Source organism: Ramlibacter monticola (assembly GCF_016722785.1).
GTDB classification, from domain to species: Bacteria; Pseudomonadota; Gammaproteobacteria; order Burkholderiales; family Burkholderiaceae_C; genus Ramlibacter; species Ramlibacter monticola.
In genome coordinates, this window is the sequence record NZ_JAEQNE010000007.1 from 333,179 (window position 1) to 358,888 (window position 25,710).

General features: G+C 63.2%; 24 protein-coding genes, 1 tRNA gene and 1 pseudogene. 20 read left to right on the top strand and 6 right to left on the bottom strand.

The window, feature by feature from the left end:
* Positions 1-12: 12 nt before the first annotated feature.
* Complete coding sequence (locus JJ685_RS24185; RefSeq protein WP_201676916.1) at positions 13-417, top strand: group II truncated hemoglobin; 405 nt, start codon at positions 13-15, stop codon at positions 415-417.
* A gap of 29 nt (positions 418-446) precedes the next feature.
* Here JJ685_RS24185 and JJ685_RS24190 read toward each other — a convergent pair whose 3' ends face one another.
* Entirely contained in the window at positions 447-1,085 is a 639-nt protein-coding gene (locus JJ685_RS24190) for a Smr/MutS family protein (protein WP_201676917.1), read from the bottom strand.
* Positions 1,082-1,759 (bottom strand): RadC family protein, encoded by a 678-nt coding sequence (radC, locus tag JJ685_RS24195; RefSeq protein ID WP_201676918.1) that lies wholly within the window; start codon positions 1,757-1,759, stop codon positions 1,082-1,084. Before radC ends, JJ685_RS24190 begins: the two co-directional genes overlap by 4 nt.
* A 56-nt stretch (positions 1,760-1,815) precedes the next feature.
* On the opposite strand from radC, the gene JJ685_RS24200 reads away from it, so the two are divergent.
* The 18 genes from JJ685_RS24200 (at position 1,816) to JJ685_RS24285 (ending at position 20,103) form a co-directional block, all read left to right on the top strand.
* The gene (locus JJ685_RS24200) at positions 1,816-2,292 is read left to right on the top strand and encodes an FKBP-type peptidyl-prolyl cis-trans isomerase (protein ID WP_236599228.1); all 477 of its coding nucleotides are present in this window, start codon (positions 1,816-1,818) and stop codon (positions 2,290-2,292) included.
* On the top strand, positions 2,292-3,227 hold the full coding sequence (gene ispH / locus JJ685_RS24205; protein WP_201676920.1) for a 4-hydroxy-3-methylbut-2-enyl diphosphate reductase: 936 nt from the start codon (positions 2,292-2,294) through the stop codon (positions 3,225-3,227). Before JJ685_RS24200 ends, ispH begins: the two co-directional genes overlap by 1 nt.
* 20 nt (positions 3,228-3,247) lie before the next feature.
* Positions 3,248-4,189: a threonine/serine dehydratase gene (locus JJ685_RS24210; RefSeq protein WP_201676921.1), complete on the top strand. Its 942-nt coding sequence runs from the start codon at positions 3,248-3,250 to the stop codon at positions 4,187-4,189.
* A gap of 73 nt (positions 4,190-4,262) precedes the next feature.
* Positions 4,263-5,573, top strand: a complete 1,311-nt coding sequence (gene serS, locus JJ685_RS24215) for a serine--tRNA ligase (RefSeq protein WP_201676922.1) — start codon at positions 4,263-4,265, stop codon at positions 5,571-5,573.
* A 44-nt stretch (positions 5,574-5,617) separates the two neighbouring features.
* Positions 5,618-5,707, top strand: a tRNA-Ser gene (locus JJ685_RS24220).
* Positions 5,708-5,900: 193 nt separating this feature from the next.
* A complete protein-coding gene (locus JJ685_RS24225; protein WP_201676923.1) occupies positions 5,901-7,199 on the top strand; it encodes a tyrosine-type recombinase/integrase in 1,299 nt (432 codons plus the stop codon).
* 108 nt (positions 7,200-7,307) lie between these two features.
* A complete protein-coding gene (locus JJ685_RS24230) occupies positions 7,308-7,886 on the top strand; it encodes a hypothetical protein (protein WP_201676924.1) in 579 nt (192 codons plus the stop codon).
* A gap of 84 nt (positions 7,887-7,970) precedes the next feature.
* A complete protein-coding gene (locus JJ685_RS24235; RefSeq protein ID WP_201676925.1) occupies positions 7,971-8,225 on the top strand; it encodes a helix-turn-helix transcriptional regulator in 255 nt (84 codons plus the stop codon).
* Complete coding sequence (locus tag JJ685_RS24240) at positions 8,222-8,572, top strand: helix-turn-helix transcriptional regulator (protein WP_201676926.1); 351 nt, start codon at positions 8,222-8,224, stop codon at positions 8,570-8,572. The genes JJ685_RS24235 and JJ685_RS24240 overlap by 4 nt, the downstream gene beginning before the upstream one ends.
* 76 nt (positions 8,573-8,648) lie before the next feature.
* A complete protein-coding gene (locus JJ685_RS24245) occupies positions 8,649-9,455 on the top strand; it encodes a helix-turn-helix domain-containing protein (RefSeq protein WP_201676927.1) in 807 nt (268 codons plus the stop codon).
* Positions 9,433-10,209 (top strand): ATP-binding protein, encoded by a 777-nt coding sequence (locus tag JJ685_RS24250; protein ID WP_201676928.1) that lies wholly within the window; start codon positions 9,433-9,435, stop codon positions 10,207-10,209. Before JJ685_RS24245 ends, JJ685_RS24250 begins: the two co-directional genes overlap by 23 nt.
* Positions 10,210-10,314: 105 nt before the next feature.
* Positions 10,315-10,896, top strand: a complete 582-nt coding sequence (locus JJ685_RS24255) for a terminase small subunit-like protein (RefSeq protein WP_330901834.1) — start codon at positions 10,315-10,317, stop codon at positions 10,894-10,896.
* 664 nt (positions 10,897-11,560) lie between these two features.
* Entirely contained in the window at positions 11,561-12,580 is a 1,020-nt protein-coding gene (locus JJ685_RS24260) for a DUF932 domain-containing protein (RefSeq protein ID WP_201676930.1), read from the top strand.
* A gap of 795 nt (positions 12,581-13,375) precedes the next feature.
* Positions 13,376-14,527 (top strand): GIY-YIG nuclease family protein, encoded by a 1,152-nt coding sequence (locus JJ685_RS24265; protein WP_201676931.1) that lies wholly within the window; start codon positions 13,376-13,378, stop codon positions 14,525-14,527.
* A 99-nt stretch (positions 14,528-14,626) separates the two neighbouring features.
* Positions 14,627-16,156 carry an integrase catalytic domain-containing protein gene (locus JJ685_RS24270; protein WP_201676932.1) on the top strand — a complete coding sequence of 510 codons (1,530 nt, stop codon included), beginning with the start codon at positions 14,627-14,629 and terminating at the stop codon, positions 16,154-16,156.
* A gap of 775 nt (positions 16,157-16,931) precedes the next feature.
* Positions 16,932-17,963, top strand: coding sequence for a J domain-containing protein (locus tag JJ685_RS24275; protein WP_201676933.1), 1,032 nt, complete (start codon positions 16,932-16,934; stop codon positions 17,961-17,963).
* A gap of 92 nt (positions 17,964-18,055) precedes the next feature.
* Positions 18,056-18,718 (top strand): uracil-DNA glycosylase family protein, encoded by a 663-nt coding sequence (locus JJ685_RS24280; RefSeq protein WP_201676934.1) that lies wholly within the window; start codon positions 18,056-18,058, stop codon positions 18,716-18,718.
* Between the two features lie 1,085 nt (positions 18,719-19,803).
* Positions 19,804-20,103, top strand: a complete 300-nt coding sequence (locus JJ685_RS24285; protein ID WP_201676935.1) for a DUF6804 family protein — start codon at positions 19,804-19,806, stop codon at positions 20,101-20,103.
* A 107-nt stretch (positions 20,104-20,210) separates the two neighbouring features.
* On the opposite strand, the gene JJ685_RS24290 is transcribed toward JJ685_RS24285, so the two are convergent.
* Positions 20,211-20,999 carry a hypothetical protein gene (locus tag JJ685_RS24290; RefSeq protein ID WP_201676936.1) on the bottom strand — a complete coding sequence of 263 codons (789 nt, stop codon included), beginning with the start codon at positions 20,997-20,999 and terminating at the stop codon, positions 20,211-20,213.
* Positions 21,000-21,183: 184 nt separating this feature from the next.
* On the opposite strand from JJ685_RS24290, the gene JJ685_RS24295 reads away from it, so the two are divergent.
* A complete protein-coding gene (locus tag JJ685_RS24295; RefSeq protein WP_201676937.1) occupies positions 21,184-21,603 on the top strand; it encodes a hypothetical protein in 420 nt (139 codons plus the stop codon).
* A gap of 589 nt (positions 21,604-22,192) precedes the next feature.
* Here the strand turns inward: JJ685_RS24295 and JJ685_RS29935 are convergent.
* The 3 genes and pseudogenes from JJ685_RS29935 to JJ685_RS24305 all read right to left on the bottom strand — a co-directional run.
* Positions 22,193-22,315 (bottom strand): annotated as a pseudogene (locus tag JJ685_RS29935) (IS110 family transposase); the annotation flags it as partial.
* Positions 22,316-22,611: 296 nt separating this feature from the next.
* Positions 22,612-23,541, bottom strand: coding sequence for a hypothetical protein (locus JJ685_RS24300; protein WP_201676938.1), 930 nt, complete (start codon positions 23,539-23,541; stop codon positions 22,612-22,614).
* Complete coding sequence (locus JJ685_RS24305) at positions 23,534-24,967, bottom strand: AAA family ATPase (protein ID WP_201676939.1); 1,434 nt, start codon at positions 24,965-24,967, stop codon at positions 23,534-23,536. Before JJ685_RS24305 ends, JJ685_RS24300 begins: the two co-directional genes overlap by 8 nt.
* Positions 24,968-25,710: the final 743 nt, after the last annotated feature.

The window sequence follows — 25,710 nt, forward strand, 5'->3', positions numbered from 1 at the left end:
GACAATCGGCGGATGGAGATCCAAGACAAGCCGCCCTTCGAGACCCCTTTCGAGTGGATCGGCGGCGAAGAGAAAGTGAAGGCCCTGGTCGAACGCTTCTACGACCTGATGGAACTGGAGACGGGCTATGGCGCCGTGCGCGCCACCCATGGCGTCGACCTGGAGCGCGCGCGCCAGAACCTGTTCTGGTTCCTGTGCGGCTGGCTCGGCGGGCCGCAGCACTACACCGACCGCTTCGGCCACCCGCGCCTGCGGGCGCGGCACCTACCGTTCAGGATCGGCATCCAGGAGCGGGACGAGTGGCTGGCGTGCATGGACGAAGCGATGGGTGACGTGGGGGTGGACGAGACCCTGCGGGCGCGGCTGCGGGAGTCCTTCTTCCAGACCGCCGACTGGATGAGAAACACGGCCGGCTGACGCCGGGGTTCCCGTCGGTCGCCTCCAGGCTACGAGGCTGGCTTCAGCAGCACCACCACCGCCCCCGCCCCGCCTTCGTCCCCCCGCGCCTGCACGAAGGCGAGCACCTCGTTCTTCTGCACCAGCCAGCTGTGCACCTTGCCCTTGAGCACCGGCGTCTTGCCCGGTGAGCCCAGCCCTTTGCCGTGCACCACGCGCACGCAGCGCAGGCCCCCGCGCACGGCTTCGCGCAGGAAGCTCGCCAGGGCCTCGCGCGCGTCGTCCGTGCGCAGGCCGTGCAGGTCGATCTCCGACTGGATGCTCCACTCGCCGCGGCGCAGCTTGCGGGCGACATCGATGCCGATGCCGGGCCGGCGGAAGCTCATGGCCTCGTCCACCTCCAGCAGCGTGGAGGCGTCGAATTCGTCGCTGATGGACTCCTTCAGCACCCGCTGGTCGTCGAGCTGGCGCTGCGCTGCGATGGGCGCCACCGGCTCCGGAGGGTGGTGCACGCGGCCGTGCGAGCGCAGCTTCTGCACCGGGCCCGCGGCTTTCTGGAACAGGTTGCGCTCGGATTCAGCGCGCTTCTGCGCCTCCGCGCGCTTCGCGGCCTCTTCGCGCGCGATGCGTTCGCGCTCGGCGACCTGCGTCCTGATCGCATGCAGGTCCTGCAGGGACTTCGCTTTCAAATCAACCCTTTCTCCGCCATCGACAAGGCCTGCCCCGGCGCGACGATGACATGATCCAGCACCCGCACGTCCACCAGCGCCAGCGCCGCCTTCAGCGTCTGCGTCAGCGCCTCGTCGGCCCGCGAAGGCTGCACCGTGCCGCTCGGGTGGTTGTGCGCCAGCACCACGGCGGCCGCATGGTGCTGCAGCGATTTCAGGACGACCTCGCGCGGGTACACGCTGGTCTGAGTCAGCGTGCCGCGGAAGAGTTCTTCCATGGCGATGAGGCGGTTCTGCGCATCGAGGAACAGGGCGGCGAAGACTTCGTGCGGCCGGCGGGCCAGGTGCAGTTGCAGGTAATTTTTCACGGCGTCGGGCGAGCTGAACACCTCGCGTTCCCTCAGTTGCTCCGCTACCGCTCGTCGGGCGAGTTCCAGCACCGCCAGCAGCTCGGAGCGCTTGGCCGTGCCCCCCAGGCCGTGGACGCAGCGCAGTTCGTCGCCGCTGGCGTGCAGCAGCCCTGCCAGGCCCCGGAAGCGCTCCAGCACCTCCTGCGCCATCTGGAACACGCCGCGGCCGCGGGTGCCGGTGCGCAGCAGCAGGGCCAGCAGCTCGGTGTCGCTCAGGGCCGCCGGCCCGCGCGCCAGCAGCTTTTCGCGCGGCCGGGCGTCCGCCGGGAGGTCTTTGAGGGCCATCATCTCACCCCTTGCCCCGACTTCTTAAAATGGAGGGCCAGTTTATCGGGACTTCCATGGCCTCCTCCACGCCCCGGGTGCAACCGGGCTCCTTCCTCACGCTGCATTACCGCCTCGCGGGCCCCTACGGCGACATCATCAACACCTTCGAGGGCAAGCCCTCGACGCTGACCGTGGGCAACAGCGAGCTCTCGCCGGCGATCGAGCAGCGCCTGCTGGGCCTGGAAGAGGGCACCCGGACGCAATTCGAGATCCCCGCCGGCGAAGCCTTCGGCGAACGCAATCCCGAGATGGTGCGCTGGGTCGCACGCAAACTGCTGGTGCAAGTGAGCGGCGCGAATGCCCAATATTCCGTGGGCGACGTGGTGAAATTTCCCACCCCCGATGGCGCCGGCCAGTACGCCGGCGCGGTGAAGGAGCTCGGGGCCGACGAGGACGGCGACGGCCACCCGGACGCCGTCCTGTTCGACTTCAACCATCCCCTCGCGAGCCATCCGGTCACCTTCGAGGTGCAGCTGATCGGGGTGATCTGATGGCGGCTCCGCAGGAAATCCTGCTGGCCGAGCCGCGCGGCTTCTGCGCCGGCGTGGACCGCGCCATCGAGATCGTCGAGCGCGCGCTGGCCCGCTTCGGCGCGCCGATCTACGTGCGCCACGAGATCGTGCACAACACCTTCGTGGTCAACGACCTGAAGTCCAAGGGCGCGATCTTCATCGAGGACCTCGACGAGGTGCCGCCCGGGGCGACGCTGATCTTCTCCGCCCACGGCGTGAGCAAGGCGGTGCAGGCCGAGGCGGCGGCGCGCGGCTTCCACGTCTTCGACGCGACCTGCCCGCTGGTGAGCAAGGTGCACATCGAGGTGGCCAAGCTCGCCAGGGAAGGCTACGAGTTCATCATGATCGGCCACAAGGGCCATCCCGAAGTGGAAGGCACGATGGGGCAGCTCGATCACGGCATCCACCTGGTGGAGGACGTGGCCGACGTCGCGTCGGTGCACCCCGCGCAGGCCGAGCGCCTGGCGGTGGTCACGCAGACCACGCTGTCGGTGGACGACGCCGCGGAGATCATGGCGGCGGTCAAGGCTCGCTTCCCCAGCATCCGCCAGCCCAAGCAGCAGGACATCTGCTACGCCACCCAGAACCGGCAGGACGCGGTGAAGATGCTTTCGCGCGAGGTGGACGTCGTGGTCGTGGTGGGCAGCCCCACCAGCTCCAACAGCAACCGCCTCGCCGAACTCGCGCGCAAGCTGGGCGTGCCCAGTTACATGGTCGACAACCCCTGCGAGCTGAAGGCCGAATGGCTGCAGGGCAAGTCTCGCGTGGGACTCACCGCCGGCGCCTCGGCCCCCGAGGTGCTGGTGCAGCAGGTGATCGACCGCATCAAGGCGCTGGGCGCCGTGGCCGTGCGCAGGATGGACGGCATCGTGGAGACGGTGAAGTTCCCGCTGCCGAAGGGACTGAAGCAGTAATCGCCGCTACAGTGCGGCGCATGGACCGGCACGACATCGACATGGCCGCGGCGCGCTTCCGCGCCGACGGCCGTGGATTCATCCGCCGCACGCCCTTGTGGCAGCTTCCCGGCGCCGCCTTGGGCGTGGACTGCGCCGAGGTCTGGCTCAAGCTCGAGCACCTGCAGGTCTCCGGCAGCTTCAAGGCGCGCGGCATGTACAACCGGCTGCTCGCCAACCCGATTCCCCCTGCGGGCGTGATCGTCGCCTCCGGCGGCAATGCGGGCATCGCCACGGCGGCGGCCGCGCGCGCGCTGGGCGTGCCCTGCGAGGTGTTCGTGCCCACCGTCAGCAGCCCGGCCAAGCAGCAGAAGCTGCGCGAGCTCGGGGCGCGGGTGGTGGTGACGGGCGCCGTCTATGCCGAGGCGCTGGAGGCCTGCCTGGGGCGCCAGCGCGAAACGGGGGCCCTGCTCACGCACGCCTACGACCAGCCCGAAGTGGTGGCGGGCGCCGGCACCATCGCGCTGGAGATCGAGGAGCAGGGCGGCCGCACGCCGGACGCCGTGCTGGTGAGCGTCGGCGGTGGCGGCCTCATCGCCGGCATCGCGGCCTGGTTCGCGTCGCGCAGCCGCGTGATCGCGCTGGAGCCGGAGCTGGCGCCGACGCTTTACCGGGCGCGCGCGGCGGGGCGGCCGGAAGACGTCGCCGTGGGCGGCATCGCGGCCGATTCGCTCGGCGCGAAGCGCGTCGGGGCCATCGCCTGGGAGCTCGCGCAGCGGCACGTGGCCGATGCGCTGCTGCTGCCCGACGAGGCGATCCGCGCGGCGCAGCTCGCGTTGTGGAAGGAATTCAAGCTCGCCGTGGAACCCGCCGCGGCGCTCGGGCTGGCCGCCTTGCTGGCGCGCGCGTACGTCCCGCGCGCGGAGGAAACCGTAACCCTGGTCGTGTGCGGGGCCAATCTCGATCCGGCGACCTTGTCGTAGCCGCCGTGTTCCGCATGCCCGGCGCGCCCGGGCGGCGCCCAGAGGCCCGGTGCGTGCCGAATAAAATGCCGCGATGCTCGACGTCAACCTGCTCCGCAAAGACCTCCCCTCGGTGATCGCGCGCCTGGAGAAGCGCAAGTCCCCGCAGCCCTTCCTCGATGTCGAGGCCTTCCAGAAGCTGGAAGCCGAGCGCAAGACGATCCAGACCCGCACCGAAGAGTTGCAGGCGCGTCGCAACCAGCTGTCCAAGCAGATCGGCCAGCTCAAGGCCAAGGGCGAGTCCGCCGATGCCGTGATGGCCGAGGTGGGGCAGATCAAGACCGAGCTGGACCAGTCCGCCGCGCGCCTGGACCAGATCCAGCCCGAGATGCAGGCGCTGCTGCTGTCCGTGCCCAACCTGCCGCACGAGAGCGTGCCGGTGGGCGCGGACGAGACGGCGAACGTGGAAGTGCGCCGTTGGGGCACGCCGCGCGCCTTCGGGTTCGCGGTGAAGGACCACGTGGACATCGGCGAGCCGCTCGGCCTCGATTTCGGCACCGGCGTGAAGCTCGCCGGCGCGCGCTTCACCGTGATGAAGGGGCCCATCGCGCGGCTGCATCGCGCACTCGCGCAGTTCATGCTGGACGTGCAGACGCAGGAGCACGGCTACACCGAGTGCTACACGCCCTACATCGCCAATGAGGCGACGCTGCGCGGCACCGGCCAACTGCCCAAGTTCGAAGGGGACCTGTTCGCGGTCAGCAAGGGCGGCCAGGAAGGGCTGGCCGACGCGGAGCAGCAGGCGCTGTACCTGATCCCCACCAGCGAGGTCACGCTGACCAACTTCGTGCGCGACGAGCTCCTGCCGGAGGCGCAGCTGCCGGTGCGGCTCACGGCGCACACCCCCTGCTTCCGCTCGGAGGCGGGCAGCGCCGGGCGCGACACGCGCGGCATGATCCGCCAGCACCAGTTCGACAAGGTGGAGATGGTGCAGGTCGTGCACCCGGAGAAGAGCTACGAGGCACTGGAGCAGATGACCGGGCATGCCGAGGCGATCCTGCAGAAGCTGGGGCTGCCCTACCGCGTGGTGCTGCTGTGCAGCGGCGACATGGGTTTCGGGGCCGCCAAGACCTACGACCTCGAAGTGTGGCTGCCGGCGCAGGACACATACCGCGAGATCAGCTCGGTGTCCAACTGCGAGGCCTTCCAGGCGCGGCGCCTGCAGGCGCGATTCAAGAATGCGCAGGGCAAGAACGAGCTGGTGCACACACTCAACGGCTCGGGCCTGGCCGTGGGCCGGACGCTGGTCGCGGTCCTGGAGAACTACCAGAACGCGGACGGCAGCGTGACCGTCCCGGAGGCGCTGCGCCCCTACCTCGGCGGCAAGGACCGGTTGGCAGCCTGAGCTTGGGTTAGAATCCAAGGCTTCGCACCACGCGAACCGAATCAGGAGCGGTGGCAGAGTGGTCGAATGCGCCGGACTCGAAATCCGGTATACGGTTTACCGTATCGAGGGTTCGAATCCCTCCTGCTCCGCCAGTAAATTCCCCCGCGACAGTCCGCCACAGTGCGACAACAGTCCGGGGGATTTTTCTTTAAGTGCTTGAATTGACTGCACTTTTTCCCTCCTAGAAACTGTTTCCAGTCCGCTGTCGGATTGTTCTAGTCCGCTGTGCACGTGCCAGCTTCTGGCGGACTAGCTGGCGGACAGACTGGCGGACAGGAGGGGTTCATGGCGAGAGCGAAAACGGTCGCGCGCCTGCATCTGCTGACGGTCAAGCAGATCCAGAACGCAGGTGAGGGCGACCATAGCGACGGCGGTGGGCTGCTGCTGCGTATCCGCGGCGCCTCCAGCGCGTGGGTGTTCCGGTTCACGGCGCCGAGCGGCCGCCGGCGCGAGATGGGGCTGGGAGTGGCCCACCGCAGCAGCGCCGCCCAGGCCGGCGAGAGCATCACGGCGGCGCGCAGGCAGACCCACGAGGCGCGCGAGCTCCTAAGGCAAGGGTCGGATCCGATCGACGCGCGCGAGGGCCGCCGAGCAGTCGCGCAGGCCGCCGAGCAGGCCAAGAAGGCGAGCCAGGTCCGGGAGCGCTGGACGCTGGCGCGCTGCGCGCGCGACTACCACGAGCGCGTCATCGAACCTACGCGCACCACCAAGCACGGAGCGCAGTGGATCGCCTCCCTCGAGCACCACGTGCCGCCGGCGCTGTGGCACAAGCCGATCGCTCACATCGAGGCGCCGGAACTGCTTCAGGCCATGCTGGGCGTTCGCAGCCTGGAGGACAAGAACCAGCGGATCCCGGAGACCCTGCAGCGGGTGCGCCAGCGCTTGGAAGCGGTGTTCGAAGACGCCCAGTTCCATAAGCGCTGCACGACCAACCCCGCCTTGGCGATCCGCCGCAAGATGCGAGAGGCGATCCCGAAGAAGCAGTCCGGCCAGTTCGCGGCCCTCCCGTACCGCGAGGCGCCCGCTTTCATGGCGCGGCTGCGCGAAGCGGAGGGGGTCGCGGCGCGCTGCCTGGAGTTTGCCGTCCTCACCGCTGCGCGCACGTCTGAAGCGCTGCTGGCCGAATGGTCAGAGATCGACCTCGATGCCGCGCTTTGGGTCGTGCCGGCGGCAAAGATGAAGGCGGGCGAGGAGCACTTCGTCCAGATGTCTTCGCCGGCCGTGGGGCTCCTGCGGCAGATGCAGGCCATGAAGCTGCACCCGCGGTGGGTCTTCCCCTCGCCGATGAAGTTGGATCGACCCATGTCCAACATGGCCATGCTGACGGTGCTTGGCCGCATGAAGATGCGCGATCGAACCACGGTTCACGGTTTGTGCCGGGCGACGTTCAGCACTTGGGCCAACGACACGGGCGCCGCGCGCCCGGACGTGATCGAGGCGTGCCTGGCGCACGAGGAGAGCAACCGCGTTCGCGCAGCCTATAACCGAGCACAATTCACGGAGGAACGGCGCGCACTGCTCGCGGCGTGGGGCGACTACCTGACAGACACCGCGCAGGTCTTGCCATTCGCTCGCGCCGCGTGAGGTGGAGAACTGCAGGCGAGGCTTAACGCAATGCAAAACCCGCCGCATTCGGGGCGGGATATTCGACAGGACTCGTTCCGCCTGCCCTAGGCTGATCACCGAAAACCCGTGAACCTGACGGGCTGGTCTGGCGCCCATTCAGGGAAGCGCGAGGGCGCTATGGTCGTCAAGTACACCGGCAAGCTCGGAAGAAGGCTCCCGCCTCTTGGCCTGGATGCAGCGGCACGTGGTAGCAAAGAATGGGAGCGACTGTTCAACGCAGACTTCGGCCGGAAATGGCAAAAGTTTGAATTGTTGCTGAAGCGCTTCGGCCTTTCGATAGAGGGCAAGACTGAGACCGAAACGGCGGAGGTCTACTTCAGTTTGGCCTTTCTGCTGGCAGAAGCACACGTTCCGGGATTCCAGGAGACGAAGAGGTCGGGTCGACCGCAAGTTTGGAACGATGGGCTGCGTCGCAAAGCCGAAGAGGCTCTGAGGCGTTTACACGCAGAACATCCGAAGGAGAATCGACGGAAGCTGGCTGATAGGCTGTTTCAGGATCCGAGCTGGAGAACGTTATCCCGGACGCCCGACGCGTTGCTGCGACAAGTGCGAAAGTTGAAAACTGCGCATCCGGTTGCGGAGCCCCGGGCGGAGGAGATTAGCTTGATGAATGCGCTGCGCGGAACAAAGCTTCGAGCAGATTAATTCCGCGGAACTTAAGTCTGGGGAGTTTTTCTTCCGGAGCGATGAAGGCAGAGTGGCTGGTGCCGCCTCAAGCGACTGCAAGCCATGTCACAAAGCATCCCCTCCTTCGACCAGCTACCTGATGCCGCGTTCGTCCGCGAGGCCCAACTAGTTCGCAACTGCAGGCGCCCCGAGGTACCGGCGCCGTTGCCATTCAGCCCAGCGACGCTTTGGAGAATGGTGAAACTCGGGAGATTTCCCAAACCGTCCAAGCTATCTGACCGAGTGACCGCTTGGCGCGTGGGCGACGTGCGCGCTTGGCTCAGAGCAGCGGCCGAGCACGGCAGGAGCGAGGTATGAGCAAGCGCGCGGAGTTCAGTATGATCGGTCGCGGCCAAAACGGCGCCTCCGCCGGCGAGCAGTGCCAGCCAGTGCAGCAATCCGCGCATTCCCCCAACATCGCTCCCCTCCTTCTCACGCCGGCGCAGGCAGCGAGCTTTGTGGGCGTAGGGGAGTCGACCTTCCAGGCGCTCCGCAACGAGCCGTGGATGCCGCTTCCGATCGTGTTGGGCCCGCGCATCGTGCGCTGGTCCCGAATCGAGTTGGAACAGGCGGTGGCAAACATGCCGCGCGTTCGGGAGCCGTCCGAGCCCGCCCAATTGATGCGCGCAAGGATCGATCGCATGAAGCGTGGAAGCCATGCGTGATCGAGGCCCGTCGTGCCGCCGAAACAACACGCAAGTTGCATGAAGGAAGGGCACTGATGCTTGGGAGCACTCGTCCATGAGCTTCACGCACATTCGCTGGGCGCTAACGGCTACGGTGCCGAGCGGGCCGGCGCTACTCCTTCTCGTCGTCATGGCCGATCTGGTGCGTGCACCCGAATTCAAAGTTTTCGCCGCGGCGGACACTCTCGCCAAGCGAACTCACATGGACCGAAAGACGGTGCTTGCAAACCTGAAGCGGCTCGAGGAAGCTCGCCTGATTACTCGGCTGCCGGAGCGGGTGTTGCGTGGTGGGGTGCCAGTGTTCGTGCTGAACATGCCCGCGGAGAGCGCTGGAACTGATACCGAAACTGATGCTAGGTCAAATAGGCACCGCGCTGGCGACGTGAACCCGCTTTTCCCAGCAGGTCAACCCAATTTCACTCACAAGTCGACCCCGTTTTCCCGGGAAGTGAATCCAAAAGCGGAGCACAAACATGATAGGAACCTTTCTGAACCTGTTGTTATCCAGAAGAACAGCCGCCCAACGCAAGGGCGTTCAACCGATGTTGCGAAACCTGACGATGTGACGGAGCAAACCTGGAAGGACTTCTTAGAACTCCGGAGGGCAAAGCGCGCCCCAGTGACTAAGACCGTCCTGAACGGCGCGCGGGAAGAAGCCCGGAAAGCCGGCGTCTCGGTAGAGCTCTTTCTGCAAATCTGGTGCACTCGTGGGTCACAGGGGCTCCAGGCCACGTGGTTGAAGCCGAGCGAGCTTGAACTTGCCAGGTCAGTAGTTGCAGGTGCAGGCCAGCGCGTGCGCGGGCCGAGCTTCGAGGACATGAACTACGAAGAGGGCGTCAATGCAAACGGCAACTGTGAGTGACACCGAGCAGCGCGAGTGCACTGATCATGGCCAGTACCAGTCTCACCGCTTCTTTGGTCAGCACTGGTCCAACTGCCCTCACTGCAGTGAGGAACAAGACATTGCGCGCAGGCTGGAGTCCGAGACGCGGCAACGTAAGGAACGGCAGGAGAAGATGTTGCGTCGATCTGGAATCGCCGGGCGGTTCGAAGGGGCGCGCTTCGAGAACTTCAGGGCAGTGACCGCGGCGCAGGAGGAGGTGCTTCGAGCCGCCGAGAATTTTGTGTCCTGCTTCGAGTGCCACCAAGGGGGCGGAATGTGGCTAATCGGCCGACCCGGAACTGGGAAGACGCACCTGGGTTGCGCGATGGTGCGGGGGGTCATTGAAAGCTACGGAATGCCAGCGAGTATTTGCAGTGCTCGGGGCATCGTTCGTCGATTACGAGCGAGCTGGCGAAAGGGGGCGACGGAAACGGAGGAGGATGCCATCGAGGAGTACTCCTCGGACGCGCTCTTGGTGATCGATGAGGTGGGGAATGGCTTCGGGACCGAGGGGGAGCAGTTGCAGCTCTTTGACGTCGTCGACCTGCGCTACCAGTACAGGTGTCCCACCGTGCTCCTGTCGAACTTGAATGTTCCCCTCCTGAGGGTTGCACTCGGCGAGCGCGTGTTCGACCGCTTGCGGGAGGGCGTCCGCGTTCTGACGTGCGATTGGGCTAGCCATCGCGCGGGTGTCCGTGGCGATCGGGCCGTCCCGAGTCTTCCTCCGGGGTGAGTGACGGGAGGAGTTCTGAGCAACATTCCCAAACATCGAATGGCCACAGGAGCGGCAGCCCACCGTCGCGGCAAGAATCACATGAGGAAGAAGGAGGCAGGCAGCATGAGAGGCACTCAGAACAACCGACAGCGGGCTGTAGCTGGTGAATACCCCCTCGTATCCGTAGAGAGTGACAGCGACTGCGCCGAGGTTAAGAATCCTGGGGGACGGCCCTCTAGGCATTCGCCTCGAGTCGCGGCGGCATTCTGCGCGCACCTTATGCTTGGTTGTACGTTGCGCGAGGTCTGTGCCAAGGAAGGCATGCCCGGCCTCACGACAGTGATGCGGTGGCTCGCGGAGGATCGCGGTGGGTTTCGGGCGCAGTACGCGCGCGCGCGCGAGGTGCAAGCGGAGCTCGATGCTGACGATCAGGTGGCAATCGCAGACGAGCCGCCGCGCACCGTGCACATCGAGTGGGCGGAAGCGAGCGCCCATACCGAGGGTGTGACTCAGAAGCGGGCCGTGGCTGTCGCACTGGACAATGCAGAGGTGGCCAACCGGCGCTTGCGATCTGAGGCACGCCGCTGGCGCGCCGCAAAGATGAACCCGAAGAAGTACGGGAGGTTGGCAGACCCCCCAGCCAGTGATGACGATCAGGAAGGCGTCGTCGTGGTGATCAAGAACTACGCCGGGCTGGCAAAGTAATAGCCCAACACCCCGAACAAGGTGGAATGCAAGGCAGGCACCAAATCAGGTTGAAGGGGTACGTGCACCGGGATCCGCTGAGCTGGAGTCGGTCTGCGCGCGCAGCGCAGCGAGCTTCTTGCGCATCGCCGCCCAGGTTGCTGCCTCAGGGCTTCTGCGACGTTTGCATGTCGGCGAAGATGGGTCTACGAACCTGTTTGTCCGCATCTTGCGCGAAGAGCAGGTCGAGCCTCCGGCACCTGCCGAGCCCATTCAGGGGCTCGCGCATTGTCTGCGCGAAGGCCAGCAAGCTGCTGCTTCAGAGACTCTGCGCACCAGGTGAGCAGCGATCGATCGATCGACCCGGGCAGTTTGGCCGAACGAATCCGACAACGCGGGGCATGGCATCGCAAAGCGCCCGCCATGGGTACTGTGAGGCACGTCCGCGCAGGGTACGACGGATTGGGCGTCCGCCCAAGCCCCTGAGCGGGTGCGGTGGCGAGGCAACCTTGCTTCAAATCCGCCGCCGTGTCCCCCGGGGTGACACAGGCTTATAGGTGCTTATAGGTGACGTGCCTCATTGCTTCCGGAAATTGAGCGGCTATCCTGCCGAAACGTGCTGCTCCACCTTCCGCGGGTGGGGAGGAGGTGGAGCGGTCTGCTTTAGCTTGAAAGGAGTCGCGCAATGGGCCACATGATTGACACCAGCACCGGCTCCGCCGCCATCGCCTATGTCGGCGAGACCCCATGGCATGAGCTTGGTCAGCAGCTCGAACCTGGCGCAGACGTCGACACGTGGCGCAAGGCAGCCGGTCTGAATTGGGAGGTCCTGCGCGCCCCTGTCGTTTATCGGCGCCCCTTCGCCACCCCGTTTGGCTCTCAAACCATCGAGCAGGAGGTGCCAAATCGGGACGTACTCTATCGGTCTGATACCGGTGCGGCGTTGTCTGTGGTGTCTCGTGGATACAAGATTCACCAGCCGGCTGACATCTTTGCGTACTTCGACAGCATCGCGAAGGCTGGGGAATTCGAGCTGGAGACTGCCGGCGCCCTTTCGGGCGGTGGTCGCATTTGGGCCTTGGCGCGTGTGGGCGAGGGCGCCAAGATCATTGGCCAGGATAGGGTCGACCCCTACTTGTTGCTTGCCACCAGTTACGACGGCCAAATGACGACGACAGCGCGCTTTACCTCCATTCGCGTCGTCTGTCACAACACCATCACGGCCGCCCTGAAGGTACCGGTGCTTGGGAACAAGGACCCTCGCATTGTGTCGAGTCTCAAGCTCCCGCACACAGCCGTATTCGATGCGCGACTGATCAGCGAACAGCTTGGGATCGTGACGGGGGCGTTTGGCCAGTTCTTTGACGAAGCTAGGAAACTGGCCGAAGTCGGGGTGAGCGATGCGGTTGCGGAAGACTTAGTCGCGGAGGTAATTTTGAAGTTCACCAGCCGACCCGCCCACGGCCGGACGCTGGACGTGAAGTCGACGCGTGGGTACCGGCGCGTGATGGAGCTGTTTGCGGGCGGCGCCCTCGGTTCTGATCTCACTGGGGGCAAGAGCGCTTGGCAGCTTCTAAACGCGTTTACCCAATATGTTGATCACGAACGAGGCCGGAGCGCGGACAGCCGCCTTACCCAGGCCTGGTTTGGGGAGGGCGAGCAGATGAAGAACATGGCGAAGGACTTGCTGCTTGGCCTCGTGTGAGTCCCACGTCGCCCCTGGAAGAAGTCCGCATGGACGCCGCTGGTGACCTTTCCGAAGCATGACTACTGAGATTCTCGAGGAGCAGTCTCCGGTACATGGGCGACCAATATCTGCGCATAGTTAATGCGCTTGCCCGGGACATCCCCTAACCCATGGGACGCCGGCCGTGGAGAGGCAGTGGCCGTCCCGTTAAGCTCACCGCGTGACCGACCCAGACGACGACTTCGACCGCTCGCATCCAAGCCGGATACCTCCAGGGGGGTGGGAGGCGGAGGAACAACGGTGGGCGGAGCGGCAGTCGCGAGCGAATCGTCTGCGGTGGACGTTCGTGGTGCTTGTTCTGATTGCGTTGGCTGCGTGGCGCGCGCTGGATTCAAACTGGGTGCCCCTTGGCGAAACGCCCGTGTTGTCCCCCAGGAGTCTTCGTACACCGGGGACTGGTTGCGGGATCGGGCGTGCAGGGCTCGCAAGGCGCATAGCGCTGCGGGACCTTGGCGGACCGACAGGATCCAAACACTTGCCGGGCCTTCGCATTTGCGAGGCGCGCTCTTCCCGTCTGCCGCTGAATCCGCCCAGTTCAACGAGGAGGGTGCATCGGGCAGCGCGTGTACTGACGCCAGCCGCCAGGCGCATCTCAATCTCGACGCGTGATCATTTTCAACCGGGCATCGGGGTGCCAGCGGCATCCCGTTGGCGATCGGCAACGGGTGAGCCTTAGAGCCCGCAAACCTGGCCTGCTGGCGAAGTCCGCTCAAGTCTCCCATGGGAAGATGGCGCACCAGAGGAGGACAGCACGTGTCAAGCCAGTTCGAACTCGTCGTGTTCGCCGCGGCCGCCGTTCTTATTCTGGCCGGCTGCCTCGGTGTGGTGGTCTTTTATCTGCTGAAGTGGTACGGCGAAGCCAAGCACACGGTGTTGACGATGCTGGAGCCCGCGCCGTGTTCGCCCTCAGCGCAACCGCCCGCCGCCGCACGTGCGCCGGTCTCCGAAACGACACGCGTACCGCGCATCCCAGGTGGTTCCGCCGCCCCGCGCTCTGCTCCCGACGCTGATCCCACCGGCGCAGCAACTGCGGCCGAGCGCTGCCCCAGAGGGGCCGTTCGGCTGCCGGAGGTAGACACTCAGCGGCTGCGAGACTCTCCGCTATCGGCTGAGCCCTCCGTGAAACCTCCTGACGACAGTTATGTTGCGATCTCGAGGCTAGGACAGAGGCCCGGCGACGGTACTCCCATTTCGGCAGAGTTGCATCGGCAAGAAGCCGCGCGGGTCGGCATCTTTGGGTCTGGAGCACTCTCCCAAGGCCCGCTCGCGCCACCCCTCCCAGATGCGCGCTACTCAGCTCCGGCCTCGCCGGGCATGAGCGCGGGCCACTACACCCGCCATTCCGGCGTGCCGGGCTACCTTTACCTTGCCCGCAACGACCTGCATCGGGACGGGATCTACAAGTTGGGATACACCGTACGCACGCCTAGCGAGCGCGTTGGACGCCTGAACGCAGAAACAGCTCTCATGAAGGGCCTTGGCACGTTCAGTCTTGTAGAGGCCACTCCGGTACGAGCATCGTACGACGCAGAGCAACTACTCTTTAACGCATTGTCCAGGCGGCGCGTGAGCAGCAGGCGAGAGTTCTTTCTTGGCGATCGGGACCTGCTGCGCCAGGTGCTGCGCGAAGCGGCCGGATTGGATCCGGGAGATCCGCGATCGATCTCGCTTTTGGAATCACACTGGGGTGGTGACGAGGTGGAGCGGTTCGTGCTTCCGCAGGACATCCAGAGCGTGCCGCCAGCACCGCCAGGGGGCGGATGGGTCTACCTCTTCGAGCCACATTGGTACAGGCAGCCGCTCCTGTATACCTGCTGTTCACGAATGCCGGCCCGGACTGTGCTGGCCACGTTGACAAGGCGATCTGACGTGGTCGGCGTCAACTATCTTGGCCGCTCGCATTGACTCGTCAGCTTTGTCACCGGGTCTGACCTATTGCCTCACGTAAGTTGCTACCCACCGGATGGTCCGGCGGGGGCAAGGCACTTGACGAGGCGAGTCAGCATGGCAACACGCAAGGAACTGAAGAATGCCGTCGGGGCGCGGTATCGGGAGGCGGCCGGCCAGAAGAGGACCAATATCCTCGATGAGTTTGTGGCGGTGACGGGATACCACCGCAAGCATGCGATCCGGGTGCTCGGATCGACCGATGAAAGCGAGCGGCCGAAGCAGCGGCGTCACCGCCTCTACGACGAGGCCGTTCGGCAGGCGCTCATCATGCTTTGGGAGGCGGCCGACCGGCTTTGCGGCAAGCGCCTGAAGGCCTTGCTTCCCATGTTGATCGAGGCCATGGAACGTCACGGGCACCTCGCGCTCGATCCGATCGTGAGAAGCAAGTTGCTGCAGGTGAGTGCGGCAACGATGGATCGCATGCTCAGCGAAGCGAAAGCTCAGAGCGGCACCGGGCGACGCCGGCGCTCCGGTGTCGGCGCGGCGATTCGGCGAAGCATTCCAGTGAGGACATTCGCAGATTGGCGGAATCCGCCACCGGGCTTCTTCGAAGTCGACATGGTGGAGCACTGCGGTTCTATGAAGACCGGCGGCGACTTCGTCCATACCCTTGTACTCACCGACATCGCTACCGGATGGACGGAGTGCATCGCCATGCCCGTCCGGAACCAGTCGCTGGTGATCGAGGCATTCGCGATCGCCGCAGAGGAGTTGGCGTTCCCCATGCTCGGCGTCGACACCGACAACGACAGCGCCTTCATGAACCAGACCGTCTTCGACTACTGCAAGGACAACCGGCTGGAGCAGACGCGTTCCCGGGCCTACCGGAAGAACGACCAGGCTTGGGTGGAGCAGAAGAACGGAGCTATCGTCAGGCGGCTGGTGGGGTACGGCCGACTCAGTGGCCTGACGGCGACGCAGGAACTCACGCAACTGTATTCGGCATCACGCCTGTACATCAATTTCTTCCAGCCCTCGTTCAAGCTGAAGGCGAAGCGCCGCGACGGTGCGCGTGTCAGCAAGACGTACCATCCGCCTGCTACGCCGTGCGAACGGCTGCTGGCTTCGCCGGACATCAACGACGCCGTGAAAACCAAGCTCCGGCGGCAGTTTGACGCCCTGGATCCCGTGGCGCTGTTGCGCGACATCCGATCTGCACAGCAACGGCTCACCGAGCTCTCATCAGGCGGCGCACAGGTCCATGCGCCTCAAGATCGAACCGGCGACCTGTCGACGTTTCTCGCCAGCTTGGCTTCGGCCTGGAAGGAGGGCGAGGTCCGGCCGACACACCGCCAGAAGCCCGCAGCCGACCGCTGGTGGCGCACTCGTTCTGACCCGTTCGAGCACGCGTGGCCGGTGATCGAAGGCTGGCTCGCAAAGGAGCCGACCGTCACCGCCAAGGAACTCATGACGCGGTTGGCCGAAATGGTCCCCGACGCATACGCCGGAACGGCCCAACTTCGCACCCTGCAACGGCGGATCAAAGCCTGGCGCGCGGAGAAGGCGAAGGACCTGATTCTTGGCCGGATCAGATCAACGTCTCGTCAACCCGCGACCGCGGACAACGAATCACCACGCCCATGACCGACCAGGGGGCCGGGTGCTTCGCACCCGGCGCGCCATGGACATGTGGACGATGCGCCTGCGGCGCACCGGGTGCGCCCGTGGACAACGCGCTGCGTTGCCCACCGCCGTCCCCTTCGCCCACATGACCACAGCGCTCTAAATGAAGGAAGAAATCCAATCCAGAACGACAACATCGCGCTGGTAACATTTCCTCGTGAGGCAGTACGACCGGTCAAGATAATTGTCGCCAGCCACTCCCCCACCCTTCAGGGGGGGCGACCCTAGACAAACGTGGGCAGACACTCTCCCTGGATGGATCAAGTGATCGGGACTCGGTCACCATACACAGCTGACATCAACGCTCACGGCCCGGTGATAGCGCGCATCCCCACTCTCTTCTGGGGAAGTTCCCAGCGAGGCAAGCGCCTGATTGCTGGTGGGCGGACGCCACGCGAGGGTCGAAGCGCTTCAGCCCATGCGACCGCTCATGTCGTACCAGTTGCTCTCGAATAGGCAAGATGACGCTACTCAGTTCACGGCGCTTTCACGTCTCGGCCATGGCCCTTCTGCTGCTTGTCGGACTGACTGCAGGTCACACAGCGGTCGCCGCAACCATCACATCGCCCCCCGGCAAAGTTCAAGGTGATGCGCAGCGCCTGATGACCGCAATGCGCAAGCAGAGCGATCACCTAGGGCGCCCTACGACCTCCTGCTTGCTGGCATTCTGTCCATCGTCCTTGGCCAAGGGCGTTGACTCGCGCAAGGCAGGGCACGTGCAGAGTTCAGGATGACCATGGAGAAGCTCCACACACACTATGACAACCTGAAGGTTGCTCGAAATGCACCGGCGGAAGTGATTCGTGCCGCCTATCGAGTTTTGGCCCAGAAATACCACCCGGATGTGAACCCCCGGCCGCGTGCAACGGAAGTCATGCGCATCTTGAACGACTCCCGGGACGTTCTCTTGGACCCGGTCAGGCGGGCCGAACACGATAGCTGGATTGCAGAACAAGAACTCGTCAAAGCAGAGGCCAGCGAGCCGCCTGCGTCTTCAGAGAGGACCGCACAAGCGAGCAGGAAGGCCGGATCAGCGCCGGCTCCGGCACCCGCAACAAGCGCTCCCGGAGTCAGTCTGCTGGCGCGCCTAAACGACTATTTAAGCAAACTGTCCTCCGCTGGTGCACTCGCCTTGGTTATCACAGTCATCGCGCTCGCCGCTGGCGGTGCGGGAATGGAACGTCGCTCGCAAGCTGCCGCGACAGCGGACACCTCCCAGGATCGCCTTCTATCCGACGAGGAGTTCTTGGGTCGCGCTTCTGTCCCGTACGTATCCGACGACGCACTCTTCACCGACGAGAAGCCAAATCGACCATCCCGGACAATCAGCCGAAAAGGGCAGAGCGGCACGCGCAGCGCGTCACAGTCTCCGCTTGGCACACCGTTGGCCGACCCTGATTTTCGTTCGAAGTCGGGGCATACCGGCCCACTGCTGGCTGCCGGAGGCTATTCGAAGGTCACAGTAGATAACGCTCAAGGAGACGGCGATGCCTTGGTGCGACTGTACCAGGCCAGCAGTCAGACGCGTGTCCGCAGCTTTCTCGTGAAGGCGGGGCAGTCATTCGCAAGCACAAATATCGCGCCAGGCAGTTACGTTATGCGGTACCGCTTCCTAGGATCGCGAACGGTGTACGAAGCGGATACGCTGATTGCGTTGGAGGAGGAACGCACCGAGAGCGGTATTAGATACAGCAATGTCAGCGTAACTCTATTTCGCGTTCATGGGGGCAACATGCGTACTCGAGAGGTCCCTCAGGACCGGTTCTAACGCCGGAGCGCTCGGGCTAGTATAGAAGTCACCGGCATCGAGCACACAGGACATCATGTGGAATCGTCTAGCCGTTCGGAAGGGACAATGTCATGCAGACTTACCTTGCAAATCGCCCGATGCCCGCATGTGAAGAAAACGACCACTTCACAACGGACTTTATCCCGTTCCTGTCTTTGCCTGGCTTCTTTCCGGGCGCGGGAGGTTTCTTTCACGGCTACCCTAGTCCGACGAAGAAGGTGATGATCTTCGGCGGCGATTTCGGTCCACTTTGGTATCAGCAAGAACTGGGTAGAGAGGGAGGGGAACCCGCCAGCAATGACACCATTGCCAATCTCTCCCAAGTATTGCGCACGGCTGGTATCTCTCTCAGCGACTGCTTTCTCACCAACGCAGTGCTTTGCATGTGGCGCACTGATAGCACGGTAGGAAACTACAAGGAATGGCGCAAACACCCACGATATCTTGAGCAATGTGCCGCTTGGCACAGACGATACATTGAGCACGTCAAGCCACGCGGGGTTGTTTTGATGGGGGTCTCAGCTTTGAAGACGACCGGAAAGCTCATATTCCCGGGCCTCCGAGAGCATTGGGCTGGTCTCACTACATTGAGCCGGGTCTACGAAGTGGGGCGAGAAACCTACCAAGTGCCCGATGGACCCAGTGTGCTGCTGATGCCCCACACGTCTTTCTGGCCAGTCAATGCCCGGCAACACGGGCCCGTGGCGGTAAGACATCTGAGCTTGATGGCTTGAATCAGCTCCCATGTTCCTCCGGTCACTTCCTCGCCTCTCGGCTTGCGTGAACACTGAAGAATCCAACGCCTTCGGCAGGCCCGTCGATCCGAATTGGGGAGGCCTTTCTTGGACGTCTTGGGTGCCGTTAGAAGGCGGTGACTTCACGTCACTGCCTCAAGGGGCCGGTGTGTATCGGGTACGTGTGGTGGGGCAGGAGCGCTTGGCCTACATCGGACAGACTGGACGCAACTTGCGTGAGCGACTCACAGCTCTACGCAATCACGCGTTGGCCGAGAATATGCCCTTCAACGATCCGCACACCGCGGCACCTTCGCTATGGGCATGGGCGCACGCGGAGGGTTGTTCGTACGAGTGCTCCGCTGCATTGGCGACCACGGTGTTTGCCGAACGCCTCGCTCTGGAGTGCTGGCTCTTGTGGGCCCACCGCGTGGCGATGGGTGAGTCGGCGCTGTGCAACCACGGGAATTTTCATCCCGGGTACACGAAGTCCCGCAATCGCAGAACGGGTCAGCGAGGCGGGCCGGTCGCAGAGGGAGGACCGTTGCCGGGACCCCGTTGCTCACCGCAGCCCTTGCTGGCATCGGGTGAGCCCACCGGCATGGACTGGATGGGCCTGACCTGGACGCCCTGGGCGTCGTTGAGGAAACCGCTCGCGGTCTCGGGGGTGGCGCTCTATCGACTTCGCCTAGCGGGATGCTCGGAACTTCTGTACATCGGGGAAAGCTTGAAGGTTAGTGCAAGGCGTGCTCGCGCACGCGAACACCTACAGCGATGGCGACGCCGAATTCTCATGTGCCAGCCTTCCCCGGGACACTTCGAAATCGGCCTTGCATGAGCTTGAGAACGATCTCCTGGGCAGCTATTACGCATTCTTCAAGCGACCTCCTCCGCACCAGTTTGCCAATGGAAAGTCCCTTGGGACATCGCCGTGATCCAAGGTGCGCGGACGTGCGCTCAAATTGCATTGCCATCACTCGCCTGCGCGTATAGGAACACCCCATATGCGCTTCCCCCCTTCCCGCTATCGTCTGCGCGGTGCCGTTTGGTGCAATATCGTGCCCACGTTCAGAGGCGTCTAGAGAGTGCCCAAACCCATTGTCTACTTGCTCGCTCTCCTACTCGGTGTGGGCGCCCTCCCGCTGCCATACGGCTACTACATCTTCTTGCGACTGGTCGCGTTCCTAGGCTTCGGGATTTCCGCATACGTTGCCTACACGCGGAAGCACGGCGTGTTGCCTTGGGCCTATGGCGTGCTGGCAGTCATATTCAACCCATTCGTGAAGGTCTTCTTTCCGAAGAGTGTGTGGGCGGCCATTGACCTTGCAGCCGCGCTGCTGATATTGGTAACGGCAAAGCACATCACGACTGGCAGTTCGCGATAGTTGCTCGCTTCTTGCTAGCGCCGCTCGTTCTTTTCCCGCTGGCGCTGCGCGGCAAGAAGGTGACCCGGCGGCGATGAAAAATGAGACAGTTGGAGAGCTCCGTCAAGTCATTCTCTGGGGGAGATGAGGCGGTACACCCAATAGCCAGCAGCGGCACGCGAGACAGTCGTGATGAGCGCTACGGTATTTCCAAGGAAAGCTACCGCATGACTGGTGTACGCGCGCACGCCATCTTCGGTATCGCATTCGCGGTCCCAACCACTTCCAGCGCAAACCTCGACTCCGTCCTGGATGGATGTGTACTCGAGAAAAAGCCAGTCATGCAGCCAGTCCGTCCCAATTCCTAACACGAGGTACGTCGCTAAGGCGGCGACAAGTGCGAAGCCGACGCGCCAGTTGCGGTAGTTCCTGGCTGCTGCCGGCTGCCTCTGCTTTGCCAATTGGGGCTCCTTGCGACCGCGAGATGTGAAAAGTCGCCGCGCCGAATTTCGACGCCTCGCTGCCACCCATAGTGAAACCCGAAGCAACAACCACACGAGAAAACAGCAAGTAATGGGGATCAGTCCTACGCCGTTGCCCGAGAAGTTGAAATACAGCCCCGGTACGCCCAAGACGGCGCAGAAGGTGACGAGGTACTTGGGCCTAAGAAGGACCTGCGTAGTCCGATAGCCCAGATGCTCCAGTCTGTCGAGCGCATCCCTTCGCGCGCCCACGAGCACACGCGCGCCCTTCCGGTCGTTCGGATGAAATTCCACAACGCTTCCATCGAAGCCATAGAGCCGGTCGCCGTCTAGTTGATACCGGTTTGGCATGTCCATCGCGAAACGCTTCGCAGCCTTCCTCTGGTCAGGAGGAAGCTCATGCTCATACAGACTCATGAATTCCTGTGCGTCCATGAATTTTCCAATTTGTGCGCAACGGGGGTGGTGCAGCCGCTTTCGGTAGGAGAAACATTCAACACCCACGTCTCGGCGGAGGCGCCGGCCCAGCCAAGAGCGTCATGATCCCAGTGTGGTCCTGACTCGTTGAAAGTGGCCCCCCCATAGAAAGGGGGCGGCGAGATAGTTGCCTCAAGACCTTGTGCACGGCGTCGACGGCGTCGATTTGAAACGCGCGATTTCCGCTCCGCGTTCTGTTCCGCGGTTCCTCGAACTCCAGCTGCTATCGGTCACACATGTCGTCGTGAACCGGCAACGCCAGCAGCATCTGCTCGCGTTCAATCAACTTTCGCCTACTTGCCTTCGCTCGCGGCTTGGGCAACGCACCGAGGTGCTGAAGGCCGCGGCGCTGCAACTCGGCGCCCAAGACCGACAGCAATTCGGCTTCGGTCAGATTGACCAAGGCCCGGCCTGCGCGCTGCGCAGCCACGCTCAAGCCGGGGAGTGTGCATGTCGCGAGATCTGCAGAGATCTCGGGCGGCATCAGTTCATGATGCCGAACTGCCCGGCGACGACATCGGGGTCTCGCCGGGTTGCCGAGGAGGCGTGGCCGACCACCTGAGCAAGCAGCGCGACCGCCCCGCCTGCATCTTCGCCCCGACGCACCGCTGAAAAACAGGCCATGCAAGGAAATTGCGGACCCAGCCAGATAGATTTTTTGTGCGCAGATCCGGACTACCCCCGGGGGGCGGTCCTGAGCCAGAGGGGCAGGGGCACTGCACGCGGTGCGTGCCTGGTCGAGCTGCAGGTGGCGCGCTCACACCTGTCATGAGGTGGGGGGTCTGCCGGCTTGCGCGCAGTCCGAAGCGGCAGTGGCCGATATGCGGCAATGAAAGTGTCTTGGGCGCGCAGCTGCAGATCATGTCGGCGGCGCCGGTTCCCAACCAGTGCCCGGCTCCCGGGATGGATGTCAAAGGGAGAGGGGGGTACAGATGGCGCCAGGTCCTGCATGAACAAAGGCTCTGTGGCCTATTGGTACGGTGGACGCCAGCGTTGCCAGGCGCCGATGCATCCTGCAACCCAGTCATCAGGCCGGTGGACACATGGGAGGACACCGAGTGCCGCCATTCGGGAGAACCGATGCCGGAGGCGCCTTTGGCTGCCTGCCACGCCGCCATATAGCCACAGTGCCCTCGCCAGCCGCTCACGGCGAAGAACCCGGCGACCTGGTCGCGCTTGAGCTGCTTGCGGAGTTCGACGTTGCCGTGTCGACTCACGCCGTGAACCTGGAATACGTTCTTGGCCAGGTCGAGGCCGAGTGTCGTAATCTGCATGGTGGACGCTCCTTCCGGTCGAGTGGTCGATAACACTTCCACTCTGGCACATCGATTTCGTCATCAGGAGGAGGCGTCCATCCCATTGCTTACGGTCCGCTCAGCGAAAGCCACCGCCGACGTCAAGGTGGTCCGCCCAGCCGCTTACCGCGTGAGTGTGGCCGCGATTTTCCTTCGTGGAGGACAGAACGACGGACGACGGCCCCGACGTACGTGAGGCCCAATGTGTCCTGAAACCTTGGCTGCCGCTGCACCCCCCGAGAGCTCAATGTGTTCTGAGAGGAGGCGCCCAAGAGTCACGTCGCAACCTGGATTCGGGAAGCCACCGGCAGCCCATGCCTTCCCCGATTAAAAAGCTCGAGCAGTTCGCTGTGCACTCGGACGCTTATAGGTGAGCAGGTGGTCCGCCGCGATCCTGGCAATCGCTGAAAACCTTGATCGAAGCGGATTGCTCCCTTGATCGAGAGTATGAAGCGCTCGTGCAACTTGTTCACGGAGGCCTCGTCGTCAACCAGCACGAGCTCCAAGCGGCGTTTGGGCTTTCTAAGAAAGCCGCCGGGCTCCGCAATCCGTCTCAGTGCAAGCTCGAGCTCTCGGAGGCTAGCCTCCGACTTGCCTGTCCGCGGACCAATCGCGTGCTCGCGCCGACACCAGAGCTGGATACGTTCGGCTCGGCCAGCCGCCGCCTCGGCGAGAATCTCTTGGAGCACTGCTTGATAACTCGCTTTCAATGGACTCATGTAAGGATCCACGAACCACAGTTCTACACTGGCGTGGAGCAAATTCTTGCTCACGCGGACAAACTCGGCCGGGTCCGTTCGGATGCGCTCTTCGGCCGTAAGAGGGATTTCATCTAAATCGGCAACAGTGTATGTCGGGGTGCCTAGCGGCAAAGTGCGGCCTTCTGCGTCTACGATTAGCGCATCAAAGCGCTTGCCGTTGAGCGCATCTCTGATCGCGTTGTCTATCCAGCTGGCGGATCCATTCCAAGGCACATTTCGGATCTGTTGAAATGCCATCTGCTCCCGCGCGCGACGTAGGCGCGTTAGGAGACGCTGGCCCTCGACCGGGGACAATCTCTGAGCGAGCAATTCCATTCGATGCACCCAGTCGGTCGGGTATGCCGCTAAATACCTTCCAGAGTAGACGCCGAACAAACGCAGCAGCGCAGAAGCTTCAGCAGCACCGGAGCAATGGTCAGGATCTGCTCCGAACAGTTCATTCATCGAACAACTCCGCGTCCCGCTCGGTAAAGAATCCTCTCGGCCACGAATCCAGAAAGTCTCCCTCTAACGTAACCCGAAGATTACGCACCTCCGTTGATCCATCTGCTGATGGATTCAAATACAACACGGCCAGCAGATCCGGCGTAAGTCGAAGTGCGTCAGCAAGCGGTACCCCCGCATGCGTCTGCCGCACGCGCCGTAGTGCTCTGAGGAGAAGGTGTTCACTATGCGTCTCGATCAGGACTTGCTTTCCCGCTGATGCTGCCTCTATCAACGCATCTGCCATGGATGCTTGTAGTGCAGGATGCAGATGCAACTCCGGCTGCTGTACAAAACACGCGCCCTCCTTCAGGTTGTAAACAGCGGTGAGCACAGGGAGTACGTAGCCGATTCCAGACCCGACGTCGGCAAAACTGTGGCTGATGCCGTGCGCGTCCTTCAGGTTTAGTCTAACGATCTGGTGCGGTGTCGCACTGGGCTCCAGCCGCAAAAACAAGCCCTCTTCTGACCACTCCCGCTCCTCCACTCTCACGACAAAGTGGAGTTCCGCGTCGATACGGTAGCCTCGCTCAACAAAAAGATGCTCAGACAACGCGCGGTTCACGCGGTCCGCCAATTCGCGCCCGGTTCTTACGTGGTGGCGGTTGGGAAAGCGTTCCGCGTCCACGTAGGCCAGCGCAAGATCACGGTAGCGCGGATCGCCGCGGGCGAAACGATCGCGAACGGGCGGGTGCGCGTCCCCTTCGAAATAGGTTAAATCATCAACTGTCGGAACCTGCCTGGACGCCGGGATCACTTCGCAGTTAGGCATGCTTGCCGCGCTGAACTTGCAAATATGGCCCACGACATAGGAAATCTGGCTAAAAATCTGCGCGAATCCCGGGAAAGCCTCTCTGAATCCCGAGCCTTCCTCATTCATTTCTACCCAGCGAAGCCACTCAGGGTCTACCCGCCCAACTTCGAACTCAAAACCCACACCACCGGAGTTAAAGAATATGACGTTATCGATAGACAGCGTCGAGTCTCCTTCAACTATTGGATCTTTCGCGTTGGCGCCGTCGTTCGCAAATTCATACTCCCGACGGACATGACTCAATAAGCAGTGTTGAACACCCAACTCGAGCCGCTGATTTTCAGAGTTAAGCCAGCGTAGCAGTAGAGCCCCGTCGACGGACAGCTCGAAATCAATTGAAAGCCACTCAAGGGGCCCGCGTGATGAGGAGTCCCGACGAAGTACCCATGATTTCCGCACGACCGAGTTCTCGGTTTGCCAGTCATCATATTCGTAAAGGTCAATCCTGTTCCTCCAGAGTTGATGAACGAGCATGAACTCCTCAGAGGTGTTTTGGCCGGTGCGATACTCGACCGCAATTTCCACAGCCTCGGCCAGTTCACCGTTAGGGCGCCTTCTCCAGTGCCGCTCCATGAGCTCGCAAAGGCGATCCCAATCAGCAGAATTGCGATTCCAAGCTGTACGGTCGAGGAGTGCTGCTACTTCAAGCGCATCGTAGATGGCGCTTTTCCGGCGGAGTTAGGCCCAAACAGGAACGTGATCTGTTGGAGGGGGAGGGTCGTTCGGGCTTCAAATACCTGGAAGCCCGCGAGTTCAAGGTGAACGAATTGTCTGGGGCTGCGAGTCGGCTGCTTCATAGCGGAAAGATGATGCCATTACCTAAAGCTTCGTCCGCTGAATTTTTTTCAACCCTCGGTATCCACCCTGATTGCACTTCCAGCCGTCGAAGGTCCAGAAAAGTGGGGTTAGATGTCTGCGACGCAACCCTCACTTGCAGAACACCCAGCTCACATCTGCGATCGGTAAAGCATCGCGGCCGCACCTGAGCACGAAGGCGTGGCGGAGGCAGCAGCAGCCAAAGCTCCAGGCGTAGCGCGGCTTCGGGGGCCTGGGTGTCGCTGCAGTCCGCAAGCTCGTCAGCCAGAAGACACGAGGGCGCCCCGAGACCGAGGGTGGAGGGCGTTGCGTCCAGCCTGTCCCAGCGGGGCGCGGCGCTGTCGCGGTCCTTGAAGTCGCAGCCGACGCATGCGATCGAGCCTGTCCTGAATTTTGTGTTCGGGGCATAACATGACCCAGAGGACCAGTTATGCCCAGCAAGACGAAGTTGAAGAACGCGGAGATCGCGGCGAAGTCGGCTGCACTGCCGAAAATCCCCA

Coding starts and splice junctions, on each gene's coding strand:
- JJ685_RS24185 (WP_201676916.1), top strand. CDS start 13: ATGGAGATCCAAGACAAGCCGCCCTTCGAGACCCCTTTCGAGTGGATC.
- radC (WP_201676918.1), bottom strand. CDS start 1,759: ATGGCCCTCAAAGACCTCCCGGCGGACGCCCGGCCGCGCGAAAAGCTG.
- JJ685_RS24200 (WP_236599228.1), top strand. CDS start 1,816: ATGGCCTCCTCCACGCCCCGGGTGCAACCGGGCTCCTTCCTCACGCTG.
- ispH (WP_201676920.1), top strand. CDS start 2,292: ATGGCGGCTCCGCAGGAAATCCTGCTGGCCGAGCCGCGCGGCTTCTGC.
- JJ685_RS24210 (WP_201676921.1), top strand. CDS start 3,248: ATGGACCGGCACGACATCGACATGGCCGCGGCGCGCTTCCGCGCCGAC.
- serS (WP_201676922.1), top strand. CDS start 4,263: ATGCTCGACGTCAACCTGCTCCGCAAAGACCTCCCCTCGGTGATCGCG.
- JJ685_RS24225 (WP_201676923.1), top strand. CDS start 5,901: ATGGCGAGAGCGAAAACGGTCGCGCGCCTGCATCTGCTGACGGTCAAG.
- JJ685_RS24235 (WP_201676925.1), top strand. CDS start 7,971: ATGTCACAAAGCATCCCCTCCTTCGACCAGCTACCTGATGCCGCGTTC.
- JJ685_RS24240 (WP_201676926.1), top strand. CDS start 8,222: ATGAGCAAGCGCGCGGAGTTCAGTATGATCGGTCGCGGCCAAAACGGC.
- JJ685_RS24245 (WP_201676927.1), top strand. CDS start 8,649: ATGAGCTTCACGCACATTCGCTGGGCGCTAACGGCTACGGTGCCGAGC.
- JJ685_RS24250 (WP_201676928.1), top strand. CDS start 9,433: ATGCAAACGGCAACTGTGAGTGACACCGAGCAGCGCGAGTGCACTGAT.
- JJ685_RS24255 (WP_330901834.1), top strand. CDS start 10,315: ATGAGAGGCACTCAGAACAACCGACAGCGGGCTGTAGCTGGTGAATAC.
- JJ685_RS24260 (WP_201676930.1), top strand. CDS start 11,561: ATGGGCCACATGATTGACACCAGCACCGGCTCCGCCGCCATCGCCTAT.
- JJ685_RS24270 (WP_201676932.1), top strand. CDS start 14,627: ATGGCAACACGCAAGGAACTGAAGAATGCCGTCGGGGCGCGGTATCGG.
- JJ685_RS24275 (WP_201676933.1), top strand. CDS start 16,932: ATGGAGAAGCTCCACACACACTATGACAACCTGAAGGTTGCTCGAAAT.
- JJ685_RS24280 (WP_201676934.1), top strand. CDS start 18,056: ATGCAGACTTACCTTGCAAATCGCCCGATGCCCGCATGTGAAGAAAAC.
- JJ685_RS24290 (WP_201676936.1), bottom strand. CDS start 20,999: ATGGACGCACAGGAATTCATGAGTCTGTATGAGCATGAGCTTCCTCCT.
- JJ685_RS24300 (WP_201676938.1), bottom strand. CDS start 23,541: ATGAATGAACTGTTCGGAGCAGATCCTGACCATTGCTCCGGTGCTGCT.
- JJ685_RS24305 (WP_201676939.1), bottom strand. CDS start 24,967: ATGGAGCGGCACTGGAGAAGGCGCCCTAACGGTGAACTGGCCGAGGCT.